The 15,834-nt window shown below is 32.9% G+C and carries 14 protein-coding genes; 3 read left to right on the forward strand and 11 right to left on the reverse strand.

The genetic code is table 11. The annotated features are described in order from the left end of the window. Genes ACTU6T_RS13955 through ACTU6T_RS13965 form a run of 3 tightly spaced genes read left to right on the forward strand, consistent with a single transcriptional unit; the run spans position 1 to position 2,725 of the window. A complete protein-coding gene (locus tag ACTU6T_RS13955; protein ID WP_460218809.1) occupies positions 1-828 on the forward strand; it encodes a rhomboid family intramembrane serine protease in 828 nt (275 codons plus the stop codon). Then, on the forward strand, positions 825-1,700 hold the full coding sequence (locus tag ACTU6T_RS13960; RefSeq protein WP_460218810.1) for a rhomboid family intramembrane serine protease: 876 nt from the start codon (positions 825-827) through the stop codon (positions 1,698-1,700). The genes ACTU6T_RS13955 and ACTU6T_RS13960 overlap by 4 nt, the downstream gene beginning before the upstream one ends. A gap of 5 nt (positions 1,701-1,705) precedes the next feature. After that, positions 1,706-2,725 carry an endonuclease/exonuclease/phosphatase family protein gene (locus ACTU6T_RS13965; protein ID WP_460218811.1) on the forward strand — a complete coding sequence of 340 codons (1,020 nt, stop codon included), beginning with the start codon at positions 1,706-1,708 and terminating at the stop codon, positions 2,723-2,725. A 16-nt stretch (positions 2,726-2,741) separates the two neighbouring features. Here the strand turns inward: ACTU6T_RS13965 and ACTU6T_RS13970 are convergent, their stop codons facing one another. The 11 genes from ACTU6T_RS13970 to ACTU6T_RS14020 all read right to left on the reverse strand — a co-directional run bounded on the left by ACTU6T_RS13970 (position 2,742) and on the right by ACTU6T_RS14020 (position 15,830). Next, positions 2,742-3,365, reverse strand: a complete 624-nt coding sequence (locus tag ACTU6T_RS13970; protein ID WP_460218812.1) for a WbqC family protein — start codon at positions 3,363-3,365, stop codon at positions 2,742-2,744. Between the two features lie 11 nt (positions 3,366-3,376). Continuing rightward, complete coding sequence (lepB, locus tag ACTU6T_RS13975; RefSeq protein WP_460218813.1) at positions 3,377-4,954, reverse strand: signal peptidase I; 1,578 nt, start codon at positions 4,952-4,954, stop codon at positions 3,377-3,379. 63 nt (positions 4,955-5,017) lie between these two features. Continuing rightward, positions 5,018-5,719 (reverse strand): 4-hydroxy-tetrahydrodipicolinate reductase, encoded by a 702-nt coding sequence (gene dapB / locus ACTU6T_RS13980; RefSeq protein WP_460218814.1) that lies wholly within the window; start codon positions 5,717-5,719, stop codon positions 5,018-5,020. 3 nt (positions 5,720-5,722) lie between these two features. Continuing rightward, the gene (locus ACTU6T_RS13985; protein WP_460218815.1) at positions 5,723-6,319 is read right to left on the reverse strand and encodes a DUF5683 domain-containing protein; all 597 of its coding nucleotides are present in this window, start codon (positions 6,317-6,319) and stop codon (positions 5,723-5,725) included. Beyond that, positions 6,309-7,208, reverse strand: a complete 900-nt coding sequence (locus tag ACTU6T_RS13990) for a ParB/RepB/Spo0J family partition protein (RefSeq protein ID WP_460218816.1) — start codon at positions 7,206-7,208, stop codon at positions 6,309-6,311. The genes ACTU6T_RS13985 and ACTU6T_RS13990 overlap by 11 nt, the downstream gene beginning before the upstream one ends. Then, on the reverse strand, positions 7,208-7,972 hold the full coding sequence (locus ACTU6T_RS13995) for a ParA family protein (RefSeq protein ID WP_460218817.1): 765 nt from the start codon (positions 7,970-7,972) through the stop codon (positions 7,208-7,210). The genes ACTU6T_RS13990 and ACTU6T_RS13995 overlap by 1 nt, the downstream gene beginning before the upstream one ends. Positions 7,973-8,105: 133 nt before the next feature. Further along, positions 8,106-10,949, reverse strand: a complete 2,844-nt coding sequence (locus ACTU6T_RS14000) for a M16 family metallopeptidase (protein ID WP_460218818.1) — start codon at positions 10,947-10,949, stop codon at positions 8,106-8,108. A gap of 299 nt (positions 10,950-11,248) precedes the next feature. Further along, positions 11,249-12,418, reverse strand: coding sequence for a hypothetical protein (locus ACTU6T_RS14005; RefSeq protein WP_460218819.1), 1,170 nt, complete (start codon positions 12,416-12,418; stop codon positions 11,249-11,251). 23 nt (positions 12,419-12,441) lie between these two features. Then, on the reverse strand, positions 12,442-14,565 hold the full coding sequence (scpA, locus tag ACTU6T_RS14010; RefSeq protein ID WP_460220775.1) for a methylmalonyl-CoA mutase: 2,124 nt from the start codon (positions 14,563-14,565) through the stop codon (positions 12,442-12,444). Next, positions 14,562-15,170 carry a hypothetical protein gene (locus ACTU6T_RS14015; RefSeq protein ID WP_460218820.1) on the reverse strand — a complete coding sequence of 203 codons (609 nt, stop codon included), beginning with the start codon at positions 15,168-15,170 and terminating at the stop codon, positions 14,562-14,564. Before ACTU6T_RS14015 ends, scpA begins: the two co-directional genes overlap by 4 nt. A 3-nt stretch (positions 15,171-15,173) precedes the next feature. Next, entirely contained in the window at positions 15,174-15,830 is a 657-nt protein-coding gene (locus tag ACTU6T_RS14020) for a hypothetical protein (RefSeq protein WP_460218821.1), read from the reverse strand. Positions 15,831-15,834: the final 4 nt, after the last annotated feature.

Genomic DNA, 15,834 nt, shown 5'->3' on the forward strand with positions numbered 1-15,834 from the left:
ATGATAAGAGGTATAACAGATACAGTAAAGCATTTAATCATTATCAACGTGGTAATGTTTATAGGTACTATGGTTATTCAAAATGGCGTTTTATTTAACCAATGGTTTGCACTGTATTTTCCTGAAAATAATTTATTTAAGCCATGGCAAATTTTTACGCATATGTTTATGCATGCCGATTTGATGCATATCTTTTTTAATATGTTTGCCTTATGGATGTTTGGTACAGCTGTTGAAACACAATTAGGTTCTAAGAAGTTTTTGTTCCTATATATTTCAGCTGGATTAGGAGCCGTATTATTTCAATTGGGGTATTATTTTTTTCAATACTTTTCAGCTTCACAAGGAATTACAGGATTAAATCTAAGTCCTGAATTGTTACATGAAATAGTAAACATTTATTCAGTTGATGGCAATTACATTAAACCAGAACTATTTCATGATGGCTTAACAGATTTGTTAACTGAAAAAAATTATACTGGACCAGTAATAGATTCAAATGCTTTTGGAAGTTTATTTGAGATGAATAAGACTGTATTATCGAGAATGGTTGGAGCATCTGGCTGTATTATGGGTATTTTAGCTGCATTTGGTATGATGAACCCTGAAGCTAAATTGATGTTGATATTTTTACCTATTCCAATTAAAGCTAAGTTTTTTATCCCTGGCATTATCATTTTAGATGTAATCTCTGCTTTAACTGGAGCTTCATTTTTTAGTCCAAGTAATACCGCATATATGGCACATGTTGGAGGTGCTATTACTGGATTCTTAATTATGTGGTATTGGAAAAAAACACAGTTCAATAAAAACCGTTGGGATCGATGACATCGTTAACACATGACATTCAAGACAAACTTAAACGATTAAACGTTTTTGAAAAGATCATCGCAATCAATGTGTTGGTTTTTTTCGTAGGTTGGTTACTACGAGTGATTTTAAAAATCCCTAGAGAAAGTACACTTAATTGGCTTGAGTTACCTAAAGACGCATTTGATTTTATTCAAAAACCTTGGTCAATAATAACGTATGGGTTTACACATTATGATTTTATCCATATCCTATTTAATATGCTGGTATTATACTTTATATCAAGGACTATGGTAAATCTATTCCCTAGAAAACAATCGCTAAATATTTATTTTTTAGGAATCATTATTGGTGGTTTAACCTACTTGCTATTTTATAATATTATGCCAGATAGTTTTTCAAGAACTATTGGCCCGTTAGTTGGTGCATCTGCAGGTGTTAGAGCATTATTACTTTTTATTTGTGCCTATATGCCTTATCGAGAAGCTCAGTTTTTTACTGTGAAAATAAAACTTTGGTATATTGGAGTAGCATTAGTAGTTTTTGATGTTATTGGCTTATTTGGAATAAATCAAGGTGGTAATATTGCTCATTTAGGCGGTAGTTTACTTGGGTATTTGTATGCTACTCAGCTTTTAAAAGGAAACGATATTGGTAGTGGTTTTAGCAAATTTATGGATAGAATTGCCAATCTATTTAAGGCAAAATCAACACTTAAAACCGTGCACAGAAATAAGAAGAAAGTATTTGCTGGTCATAATAAAGATGAGTTTAACGAGTTTAATAACCAAAAGAAAGTTGACCTCATTCTAGATAAAATTAGTAAAAGTGGTTATGATAGTTTAACTAAAGAAGAAAAGGCATTTCTATTTAAAGCTGGGAAAGATTAATCTGTATGCGTAAACTAAAAGGTTTAGAAAAGCTAATGTTTATCATCAATTCATTGATGGCATTTGCGTTACTCTTATCTTATCTTTTGCCATATCTTGAACCAAAGAAATTTGCATTTTTATCTGTATTAAGTTTAGCTGTTCCTTTTTTAATTCTTGTTAATCTACTATTTGTACTGTATTGGTTATTAAAAGCTAAGAAGCAATTGCTATTGTCTATAGTAGTTTTATGTATTGGTTATAGTTACATGTTTTCATTGTACAAATTTTCATCGTCTACTAATATTGATGATACTCAGAATTTGTCAGTGATGAATTATAATGTGAGATTATTCAATGTTTTTAATTGGATTGATGATGCTAATATTAAGCAAAACATGTCCAATTTTATTTCCGAAAAACAACCAGATATCTTATGCATGCAAGAATACCGACCTGATGAGACAATTGCATTAGATGGTTATTTTAAATATGAAGAGCTTTCAGGGGAAAAAGTTAAAAATGGACAAGCCATCTTTACAAAATTTCCAATTATAAATTCTGGTTCTATAGAGTTCCCAAACACATCAAATAATGCCATATTTGCTGATATTGTTAAAAATTCGGACACCATTCGTATTTATAATGTGCACTTGCAATCGTCAGGGATTAATCCAACTACTGAAAAGCTCACCAAAGAAAATTCAGAAAATTTATTTAAGCGTGTGAGTACAACGTTCAAAATGCAACAGTCTCAAACAGAACTCTTTTTAAAACATAAAGTGAATTGCCCATATCAAATGATAATTTGTGGTGATTTTAATAATACTGCATACTCCTACGTATATAAGGAGATTAAAGGAGATTTACGTGATGCCTTTTCAGAAGCAGGTAATGGATTTGGTAGAACCTATGATTTTAAATTCTTTCCTGTACGCATCGATTTTATTTTGGTAGATAATGCATTTGATATCAATGGGTTTAAAACCTATGACGTTACATATTCTGATCATTTTCCAGTCATGGCAAAAGTCAAACTCAAGTAAACAACAATGATTGCCTTTAATGCACTCGTAACCGCTGAGATTCTAAATATAATTCTGTATTAGGACCTTCATTAAACAACAGATCTAGAATACTTAGATTAGCTAAAAAACCATGCTTATCATCAAACACCTGAGCGTATGGTTCAAACTGCTGAACAATTTTCTTTCTACTATTGGCCAAACTCCTTGCATCTAGAATCGATTTTGGTTCTAATTCAAAACTATTAGTTGTGGTGTAATGAAAAGGGAGTTGCATACAATTAAAAATAGCCTCAATACATTTGAAATTGAAATCCATTATCGTTGTAGCTTCTATATTAAACAATGGCAATAAATCGTCAATGTAAAATTCATAGAAGGGTGAAGTGCGGTATGCCGATTCTAAAGATTTCAAGTGTTGTAGTTGCCATTGTTCAGAATTAAAAATTTCAACAGCACTAAATTGCTGTCTATTTTTCTGAGAATAGACTACAGGGACATTCAGATCTAATTGCCCATTAGCCCCATTAATAGATGTTCTATTTCTATAGGTTTGCTTTTGATAATTATCGCAAATCTCGAAAACAATGTGATCGGCCTGTAACATTGCTACAAAATGAGCAATATTTGGAAAAAAGGTTGGATGAAGTAAAACGTCCATTCAACTAATATTTATTGTGCCTTTTTCTTTTTTCGCCATTTATTGAAACCAAACCAAGCGCCTAATACGATTAAAAATGGTATTAAATAAGACACTGGTTGTCCTGATCCTCCAACTGTTGTAAACCAACGTTTCCAACGCGGATTTTTAAGCCCGTCCCAACTCATCCATATCAACACTGGTTTTCCTACAACATGATCAAAAGGTACAAATCCCCAAGCTCTAGAATCTATGGAGTTATTTCTATTATCTCCCATCATCCAATAATAATCTTGATCAAATGTATATGAAGTTACAGGTTCACCTTCAATAAGCACTTGATTTCCTCTAGTGACAACAGTTTTATGCTCATATTCAGAAATTAAGCGTTTATATAAAGGCAATACTTCTACATTTAAGGCTACAGTTGCTCCTTTCTTTGGAATATAAATTGGTCCATAATTATCATAATTCCATGGATATTGTGATGTCCTAGGAAACAAATTGCCATCTTCATCTTTTGGCGAAATAAAGCGCTCAACACTAGCAATATTGGGATGATTTTTAGCTTTTTGAGCAGCTTCTTCTGTTGCATGAAATGCAATGGTATTATTTGATGAAGGATAAACATCTGTTATATCGTAACGCTCTTTTAAAGCATTAACAAGTTGAACACCAGAGTAATTTCCTTTTAATGTTACGAGATACACAAATTGTAGTTTTGCACGATCAGGTAATTCATTTCTTTTGCCATTGATATAGACAACGCCATTACGAACTTCTAAAGAATCGCCTGGCACGCCTACACAACGTTTTACGAGATTTGTTTTTTTATCAATTGGCTTATAATAATTACGATCTGGTGTAAAATCGTTCATATTTTTTAGCGTATCTGCTGGTTGGTTAAAAACAACGATATCATTGCGTTTAATGTTTTGAAATGATGGTAAACGCATGTATGGTAATTGCAACTTATTTTTCCAAGAGGTTTTATGTTCTTCAATTTTGTCATTGAATAAATAAGACTTAATATTTGCAACAGGTATCGTATCATGAACCATAGGGGTTGCTACAGTTGTCATAGGTACTCGAGCACCATAGTGAAACTTACTGACAAAAAGAAAGTCACCAACTAGTAATGATTTTTCTAATGATGAACTTGGAATTGTAAATGGTTGAATAAAATAAGTATGTACAATAGTTGCAGCAACAATAGCGAATAGGATAGAGCTTATCCAATCACCTGAGCCTGATTTTGGCTCTAAACTTCTATTTTCAACATAATCTACATCTGCCACATAATTAAGGTAGAAGTTGTAAAAACCTAAAGTAATGACTGCTAAAAATGTATCTAGATATTGGTTTTTACCAAAACTTCTAGCTGTTTCTACCCATACCACAGGTAGCATAATAAGATTAACTATAGGAACAAATAATAAAATCGTCCACCACCATGGTCGATTAATAATTTTCATTAAAATCACTGCATTGTAGATAGGAACAAAGGCTTCCCATGCTTGTCGTCCTGCTTTAATATATAATTTCCATGTTGCAAGTCCGTGAATGACCTGAATCACTAAAATAAAAATTAACCATTGTGTAATTGTCATATCTATATATTGATTTCTTAGTAAGTTATTTTGTATTCAAAAACGTTACATTTTAATTGCATCTTAACTTATGTTTAAGACATCTTTCATCGTAAACACTCCTTTTTTATCATGAACATATTCTGCAGCAATTACAGCGCCTAATGCAAACCCTTGTCTACTATGAGCAGTATGCTTGATTTGTATACTATCTACTTCAGAACTATAATTAATCTCATGAGTTCCAGGCACATCTTTTATTCGCTTTGCTAAAATACCAATCTCATCTTGTTTTGGGGATGCTAATGTCCAATTTTTATAATTGGTTTCACTAATAATCGTTTCAGCAAGAGTTATTGCAGTACCACTTGGAGCATCTAGTTTTTGAGTATGATGAATTTCTTCTATACTTGCTCTGTATTGAGGTAAGCCTTTTAAAAGTTTAGCTAAGGTTTTATTTAGTTCGAAAAAAATATTGACACCTAAACTAAAATTTGATGCATACAAAAATGTGCCTTCAGTTATACCACAAAGTGATACGATGTCATCGTAATGCTCCAACCAGCCTGTTGTACCTGATATCACTGGAACTCCAGAGTTTAAGCATTCTGAAATATTCGCAACAGCTGTTGAAGGTAAGCTAAAATCTATGGCAACATCTATGTCATCTAACTCAAAATGTTTCGTAGTGCTGGATACCTTAAGTTTGATCGTATGCCCACGATTTATTGCAATTTGTTCAATTGCTTTACCCATTTTGCCGTAGCCAAGTAATGCGATATTCATACTTTAGAACTTAAAATTAAGTGTCACTCCCAAATTGGTGTTGTTTTCCATTTGGTTGTATTTAAAATGTGGTCTTAATGACAAATCTTCATCTACATTAAATTGTAATAAATGCGCATCTACATTGGCATCAATAATATTTAAAGCATAAGCGCCAATAGCAATCAACAAGGCTAATTCTTTATTTCGGCGTAGCTGTTTCTGGGCGTTAATTAAACCATCATTGGTGACATTTGGAAATGGATCACCATCAGAGTTTTGAGGAAAACCAGACAAACGACGTTTAAATGCATCTCGATACAAATTATAATCTTTGTCGTTTTTTATGTAGAGATACACAGGAATTCCAATGGCTGCATATACAATAGGGATTTTCCAATACTTTTTATTGTAAGCCTGCCCAAGTCCTGGGAGTACAGCAGAGTAGAAGGCAGCCTTTGAAGGAGCTAATACATTTATGGGTTCACGTTTTGTGTTTACAGTATCTCTTACAACTATTAAATCTGTATCAACATCATTGTTGGGTTTGTCGTCCTGTGCAAAGGAAAAACTACAACAGAAAACAGTAATGATAACACTAAAAACTAATTTATTTAGCACGTTGTACCAGTTTTTTTATACGATTAAAATCTTCTTCGGAATGAAAAGGAATTGTGATTTGACCTTTACCATTCTTTGACAATTTAACGCCAATTTTGTGACCAAAGTATTCTGAAAATTCTTTTATGCCTTTTTTAACAAATTTAGGCAGCTCCTCAGGTTCAACTGTTTTTTTCTCTGATGGGTTATGGTAACTTTTAACTAAAGCTTCAGTTGCTCTAACTGATAATTTATCAGTAATTATCTTCTCATAAATATCCAATTGAACACTTTGATCTTCAATATTAATGATAGCACGACCATGTCCCATAGAAATAAAGCCATCACGCATTCCAGTTTGGATAATAGGATCTAGTTTTAATAAACGCAAATAATTGGCTATAGTAGATCGTTTCTTTCCAACACGTTCACTCATTTGCTCTTGTGTAAGTGATATTTCATCAATTAGTCGTTGGTAGGATAATGCAATTTCGATAGGATCTAAATCTTGGCGTTGAATATTTTCAACTAATGCCATTTCTAAAGACTCCTGATCGTTAGCAATTCTAATATAGGCAGGTATAGTTTTAAGTCCTATTAATTTTGAAGCTCTAAAACGACGCTCTCCAGAGACAAGTTGAAATTTATTGAATTCGAGCTTCCTAACTGTAATTGGCTGTATAACACCAAGTTCTTTAATTGAAGACGCTAGTTCTCTAAGTGTTTCTTCATTAAAATTGGTACGAGGTTGAAACGGATTGATTTCAATGACATCAATATCTAGTTCTACAATATTACCAATAATCGTATCTGCATTTTTATCATTAGCAGATTTTATATCGTTAGAAGGGTCTTTTAACAATGCAGATAAACCTCTACCTAAAGCTTGTTTTTTTGTTGCCTTCGCCATTATGCATTCTTATTAATTATTTCTTTTGCCAAACTTAAATAATTTGACGCTCCCTTGCTACTTACATCATATTTTATAATGCTTTCACCATAACTTGGCGCTTCACCAAGTCTAACATTTCTCTGAATAATGGTTTCAAATACCATATTGCTAAAATGCTTTTGAACTTCTTCAACAACTTGATTTGACAAACGTAAACGTTGATCAAACATAGTCAGCAACATCCCTTCAATATCTAATTCGGTATTATGTATTTTCTGAACACTTTTTACCGTATTTAAAAGTTTTCCTAGGCCTTCTAATGCAAAGTATTCACATTGAATTGGAATGATGACCGAATCTGATGCTGTTAGTGCATTTAGTGTTAGAAGCCCTAATGAAGGGGCACAGTCAATTAAAATATAATCATACGATGGTTTTAAATGAGAGATGGCTCTTTTTAGCATATACTCACGTTCATCTTTATCAACCAATTCTATCTCGATTGCGACAAGATCGATATGTGCAGGTATGATATCAACATTAGGAGACTCTGTTTTTATAATAGATTCTTCGGCAGAAGCAGTATGTTCTAATAACTGGTAGGTTCCAATCTCTACATTTTCAACATCAATACCAAGTCCTGAAGTTGCATTAGCTTGAGGATCTGCATCGATAAGCAGTACTTTTTTTTCTAGAACTCCTAAAGAGGCTGCTAAATTAACTGAAGTCGTTGTTTTTCCAACGCCTCCTTTTTGATTGGCAATTGCAATGATTTTACCCATTAATTGATTTGGTTTTATTGATTGTAAAAATACGATTATTTATGTGTTTTGAAAGTGGAAGTTGTTAACATTGATAGCATAAAAAAAGTAGCTCGTTAGAGCTACTTTCTTAATGTTATAAATACAATGAGAATCAGGATTCTGGATTATGAATTCCTATGATATAATCTTTGCTTAAATATTTTTTTGCCACTTCTTGTAAATATTCAATTGTTAAATCGTTTACACGCTTTTCAAATTCCAAAAGCTTAGTAGCATCGCTCTTTTGGTAGTCGGAATTCTTGAGATGACGTAACCAGAAACGATTCGTTTTTAAATCTTCTTTATGATCTAACATATATGATTCTTTAACCTTATCTAAATCTTTCTGTGTAGGTCCATCTTTCACTAATTTATCGACTTCGGCAAGAGCAGCATTTTTTAATTTATCAACATTTTCAGGTCCACAAGGGAAACTAATATTGAAGCGGTACCAATCATATGGCATTTTACTAATATTTCCTCTAGCACCAGCGCCATACACACCACCTTCTTCCTCACGAAGTTGCTCGATGAGTTTTATGGTTAATATTTCACCTAATGTTCTTAAACCTAAATTTTCTTTACTGTTGTAGGTTGTAGGTCCATGATACGTGATACGTACAGCACTCTTTGGGTCTTTTCCTTTTTCAATTATTTTTTCATGTTGCCCAGTTAGTGGTCTAAAATCTGAAACTTTATAAGTTTCTTTTGAGTTAAGTCCTGGTAGACTTGCCAAATAGGTGCTCGCATAGTCAACTAATTTCTTTTCATCGATATTTCCGACGAAGTAGAAGTGAAAGTCTCCAGCATCTGCAAAACGTTCTTTATATTTCTTATAAGCTAAATCATAATCGGCAGCATCCATTTTTTCAGGTGTAGGGAATCCTAAATATCTTGGGTTGTCACCATACATGAATTCTCCCATTTTTACAGAAAAATAGGTCTGAGGATTAGACATCATATTACCTAAAAATGATTTTTGTTTCTCTTTAAACGAGTTAAAAGCTTTATCATCTTTGTTTAACGCTGTAAAATACAAGTGTACCATTTGAAATAAGTCCTCAAGATCCTTAGGTGTTGTGGAACCTGACATATCTTCACTATACGTTCGAATACTAGGTCTAACGAATACAATTTTACCAGACATCATTTTGCCAAGTTCTGTTTTGTTATATCCATTAATTCCAGCTTCGGCTAAACCACCATTAGCATTAGAAGTTGCTTTGTAATCTTCTAATGAATATAATGATGTTCCACCATAGCTATAGGCATCAAAAAGAACTTCATCATTTTTAAAGTCGGTTACCTTATACGTTACCTTTGCACCATTACTTAGTGTTAGGGTAGTAGTACCTAATTCATCATTTTTTGAATAATCTGTAATAGTGCCAGGAGTTGGTTTAGTAGCCATTAATGAAGTGGCTACAGCTTCGTCTTTATAAGGTTCTAATGTTTTGTTCTGAACGTCTTCAAGTATTGTTTTTACTTGATCTTCGGTTACTTTTTCTAAACCTTCTTTTTCTGGACCTGTTAAAATAATAACACGATTATCATCTCTTATGTATTCAGAAATAAGACCATTTACTTCATCCAGACTTATTTTAGGTAATTCCTCTTGATAAAACTTGTATTCCCATTCAATTCCAGGCATAGGTTCATTTTCTAAAAAATGTCTTACATATTCACCAACAACACGATTAGATTCCATTTTATCTCTATCCTTATATGACTTTTCCATTCGTGCTAAAATTCCTTTTTTAGCACGCTCGAATTCACCTTGAAAAAAGCCGTGTTGCTTCACTCTTTGATTTTCTTCAAGTAAGGTTTTTAACGCATTAAGTTGCCCAGTTTCTTTAGTCATTGCAAAAGACTGATATGCGCTTTTATTTTTCGCATAAGTTCCACCATGAAAACTATAACCATACACAAAAGGAGGGGTTTCTCCATTAGTGAGTTCTTGTAAACGATTATTAATCATTTGAGAGAAAACACTCTTAACCATAGATTTTCTGTAATCTTCAACACTAACATCTGGAGTTGAGTTTTTCTCATCTTTAAACATAACTTGTACCTGAGAAAAAGAAGCTTCTTTATCAGATTCTATGGCAATAAATGTTTCTTCATGATTTGGCAGATCAAATTCATCACGAGGTCTTGGGTTTTCGGCTTTAGGAATCTTTCCAAAGTGTTCTTTGATTTTCGCTTCAAGTGTTGCTACATCAACATCACCAACTGCCATAACCGACATTAAATCTGGTCTGTACCAATCTTTATAAAAACGTTTTAGGCTTTCGTAGGTGAAGTTTTCTAGATTTTCTTTTGTTCCGATAGGTAGACGTTCAGCATATTTAGAACCATAAAGCATCTTTGGAAGGTAACGTTGCATCATACGCTCATTAGCTCCTTTGCCTAATCGATATTCTTCAAGAACAACACCTCGTTCGTTATCTATTTCCTCTTCAGTAAGTAATGCATTATGAGCCCAATCTTCTAGAATCTGGAAGCCTTTTTCTAATTTTTCAGGATCGTCACTAGGAATAGGGAGAATGTACACAGTCTCATCAAAACTAGTGTAAGCGTTAAGATGCGCACCAAATTTAACACCAATACTTTGTAGATAATCGACCAGTTCATTCTTTTTAAAGTTTTTTGTGCCATTAAAATTCATATGTTCCATAAAGTGAGCTAAACCTAGTTGGTCGTCATCTTCCAAAATTGATCCAGCGTTGACAACAAGTCGTAATTCGACTTTATTTTCTGGCTTTCCATTATTTTTAATGTAGTAGGTAAGACCATTACTTAACACACCAGTTTTTACATCAGGATTAAATGGAATGTCTTCTGTTTTTGAAATTTCTTTTGGTTTCGTTTCTATGTCTTGGGCTAATGACGCCAAGGAGAAAAAGAGCACCATAATCATGCTAAGCATGCGAGTTTTTGATGGTTTTTGAATCATGTGATTTAAGAATTAAATTGTGTTAAATAATCGAACTATAAATATAACTAAGTTTTTAGTTGAAAATAGCATGAATTGTACTATTTTTCTTATTTATTTGTCTAAGATAAAAAATAAGCCGTTGATTTAAAGAAGTTTAACAAGTTTAACAGGTTTAAGCGTATCTAATAAGCGATTAACATACCAGTAATAATTCCATCGAGGCCTAGTAATAATGACTGTCTAAATAAATTAATTAATTGGAATGAATAAATAGAACGCAAAAAAAACTTAATCGTATTAAAAGTAATTTTGTGTTTTTAATCCTTCTTCGATAAATCAAAAATGTATGATGCTTTTAAAGAGAGAAGGGTGTTTTCTATATCAAATGTATTATTAAGATACACCGTATATACTTCTTCAGAACGTGGTTGAAAATGCAAGGATACTTCAAATTGCCTGTTAAATTGCACACCAGCTTCAAGACTAAAAATAAAGCTCTTTCTATTACCTTTTACATCCATTAAAAAAGTATTTACATTTTTCACTAATTCGTATTTAGAATAATTTAAACCAAAATTTATACGAGCAAATGGATTTATTGATTTATCTCTAAGAAAATAGTAAGTTGGTGATAGGTTTAATAAAATGTTACTTCTCTTAACGTCATAAAATTCTACAGAAAACTCTGGTGTGAGATTATAGCTGATAGAGATGTCAACAAAAAGCTTGTCGCGCATTTGATTAAAGTAGCTAGGAGACATATTGAAACTAACAAATGCACCATAACCGAGAATATTACTCTTATCTGTACCTTCTTGAAATGCTCTAACCTGGCTTTTAAAATTATTTAATAAAAGTGAACCGCCAATATCAATTGAATACACTCCTTTTTGCTTAAGGTATTCTTGTTCTTTTTTTTGTTTGCTTGATAGTTCATATGAGTCGGAATATTCTTTACAATTATTATAATCTTTAGTTAATTGTGTAATTGTTGATTTATTGATATTTGTTTTTTTAAGTTGAGTTCTTACTGAAATACAATCTCCAAACACTAGAGAAAGAATACCAACATTTCTAGTGTTTTTATTAGCCTTTTCGAAATCTTCAAATTTGACAATTTTAGGGTCTACCGAAGGGTTTTGTATGTAAAAAACTTCTTGAGTTATATCCTTATAAAACGAAGCTTTACCATCTACAATTACAATAAATGGATGGATATAACCATTTACATTAAGCGTTTTATATAAATTACGATTTGAGTTGAATTTGAAGCGTATATTTTCAGAAGAAAATAGGTTTACAATTTCATCATTTTCTGAAATTTTAAAACTTAAAGCTGTTGTATATTCATTTATTTCTTCTGAAAAGAACCCTTTTTTGAAACCATCATTGGTCATAATCTCCCCTGGGATTTCAAAACTTTGAGAAAATAGGAGGTTAATATTTAGGATAAAAAGGAGGGCAAAGAGAATGTGATTTTTGTTCATATTTAAATTTTAGGTTTTAGTTTTTAATCAGTTAAAATATTTAATATGCTAATCGCAGCATCACTAATTTTAGTTCCAGGACCAAATACAGCTACTGCACCAGCATCAAATAGGTATTGGTAATCTTGTTTAGGAATGACACCACCAACAATTACCATAATATCATCTCTACCATAGTTTTTAAGTTCTTCTATAACTTGAGGCACTAAGGTTTTATGTCCTGCAGCTAAGGAAGATACACCCAAAATATGCACATCATTTTCTACAGCCTGTTTTGCTGCTTCTTTTGGTGTTTGAAATAGTGGACCAATATCAACATCAAAACCAACATCTGCATAACCGGTAGCCACAACCTTAGCTCCACGATCATGTCCATCTTGCCCCATTTTTGCAATCATAATTCTTGGTCTACGACCATCTTGTTCTGCAAAATGGTCGGCTAATTCTCTAGCTTTTTGGAAGCTTTCGTCATCTTTTATTTCTTTACTATACACGCCTGAAAATGATTTAATTTGAGCTTTATATCGTCCGAATTCTGCTTCTAAAGCATCGCTAATTTCACCAAGTGTTGCACGCTTTCGTGCAGCATTTACAGCTAAAGCTAACAAATTTTCTTTTCCTGTGCGTGCAACTTCAGTTAATTTAGCCAACGCATGATTAACTGCTTCAGTATTTCTTGTTGCTTTTATATGCTTTAATCGCTGAATTTGTCCGTTTCTTACAGTTTGGTTATCAACTTCTAAGGTAGAAATTGGATCTTCTTCGGCTAAACGATATTTATTTACACCAACTATTATATCTTGTCCAGAATCAATTCGTGCTTGTTTTCTGGCTGCCGCTTCTTCAATTCTTAACTTAGGGATTCCAGCTTCAATCGCTTTTGTCATTCCTCCAAGTTCTTCGACCTCTTCCATAAGTGTCCATGCCTTTTGCGCAATATCATGTGTTAATGTTTCGACATAATAACTCCCTGCCCATGGATCAACCGTTTTTGTGATTCCGGTTTCTTCCTGCAAAAAGATTTGAGTATTTCGAGCAATACGCGCCGAAAAATCTGTTGGTAGAGCTATAGCCTCATCTAAGGCATTAGTATGCAAACTTTGTGTGCCTCCAAAAGCAGCTGCAGCCGCTTCAATTGTTGTACGAGCCACATTGTTGAAAGGATCTTGTTCTGTTAAACTCCAGCCAGAAGTTTGGCAATGTGTTCTTAAGGCTAATGATTTTGGGTTTTTTGGATTAAATTGAGTTACGATTTTTGCCCATAGCATACGAGCAGCACGCATTTTAGCAATTTCCATAAAGTGATTCATACCTATAGCCCAGAAAAACGACAAGCGAGGTGCGAAGCTATCGATGTCCATTCCAGCTTCGAGTCCTTTTTTTATGTATTCTAATCCATCTGCAAGAGTATAAGCTAATTCAATATCGCAGGTAGCTCCAGCTTCTTGCATGTGATACCCAGAAATACTAATACTGTTAAACTTTGGCATGTGTTGACTGGTGTACTCAAAAATATCTGAAATAATCCTCATCGAAGGTGTAGGTGGGTAAATGTAAGTATTACGCACCATAAACTCTTTTAAAATATCATTCTGAATCGTTCCTGCTAATTGCTCAGGAGTTACACCTTGTTCTTCGGCTGCTACAATATAAAATGCCATGATTGGCAAAACAGCTCCGTTCATAGTCATAGATACCGACATTTTATCTAGAGGAATTTGATCGAAGAGAATTTTCATATCTTCAACACTGTCAATAGCGACACCTGCTTTACCAACATCTCCTACTACGCGTTCGTGATCAGAATCGTAACCACGATGAGTAGCTAAATCAAAAGCCACAGATAAACCTTTTTGTCCAGCAGCGAGATTACGTCTGTAAAATGCATTACTATCCTCGGCAGTTGAAAATCCTGCATATTGCCTAATAGTCCAAGGTCTACGTACATACATTGTAGAATAAGGTCCACGAAGGTTTGGAGCAATTCCTGCAGCAAAATTTAGATGCTCTAAATGTTGAATGTCATCTTTTGAATATGATGATTTTACCACAATATCTTCAGCTGTTTTAAAAGAGCTATTTGCCTTAGAATTACGTTTTTTTGTCTCAGAAGGTAACTTTATATGTTGAATGTTTTTACGCATTATCTTACAACTATTTTTTCTATAAACGCATTATAGTTTTTGTCATTATTTGAATAAATATTCATAGCAAAAGTTTTATAGTTTGATGCTATAAAATATATAGTGTTGAACATTTCATTGTTGTTTCCGTCAGTCAACTTATATGCAGCTTTAAAAACGGTTGTTTTGTTATTGCCAGAATATCCAGCAGTTGTTTTCTCACAGTTCATTTTCATTACTTCGGCATATTCACTGCACGATGCAGAAAGTAAGCTCAACAAATATGTGGAGTCTTCTTTTGTAAAAGGCAAAAACTCACTCATTTTTACGCTAATTAATGTTGAAGACCCAATATCTCTAAAATAATAAATATTTCCTTTTGAATACTTTAGATAATTGAAGCGTTGTCTTTCAATTTTCTTAGCATCAGAATCAGGCAAAGCTTCTATGAATTGGTCATATTCACTTTCAGAAAATTTTTCGAAATATGTTGGTAAATAAATTTTAATATTATCATTTTCTAATTCGAAATATTCTCCAGGGACATGATTCCTTTCGACCTCTTTTTTTGTTTCATTACACGATAAAACAAAACTTAATATAATTATCAAAGTAAGCTTTAACTTCATTTACTAGTGATTATGACCATCATGAGATGTATGCTCTTTTAACCCACTAGCTTCCTCATAATCAACTTCAACAGGAACACTATTAAAATCTACACTGAATAGTTTTCCATAGAACAATTCAAGTGCTACATAGGTAGCCAAATATTTATCATCTTTCATTCCGAATGTTTTGCGCTTCAATTGGTCCCCAAACATTCTTAAACTCATACTATTAGTGGATATCAAGGCATTATATGTTTTTTGTAATGGTTCGTCTTTAATTTGACTACCTATACATGTAAATATTGGATGTTGAAAATTGAGTCGACTACCATCTGGGTTAGTAGTCCATAATGATTCGTCTTGTTTAAGGGCTTCAAATACATTTTTTGAATGTTCAGAGACCATTTTATGATAATCTGCTTTATTAGTAAGTGCTTGACTAACAAATAAGCTATATGCACGAGAATAGACAGGTTTGTCTGGCGTGTAGAAATTAGTAATATCACGTTCAAAAGACATCATAGCTTCTTGTAATAACGCAGTGTCTAAGCCTTCACAATTAAGGATTTTTGCATTTAAAGAATAGATTAAATCTACGTCAGCCTTTGGCTGTTTTGCATCTTGTTTACAATTAAAGAGGCATAAGCATACTAATAATATTGAATATCGTAATGTCATAATG

Source organism: Psychroserpens citreus, assembly GCF_055686305.1.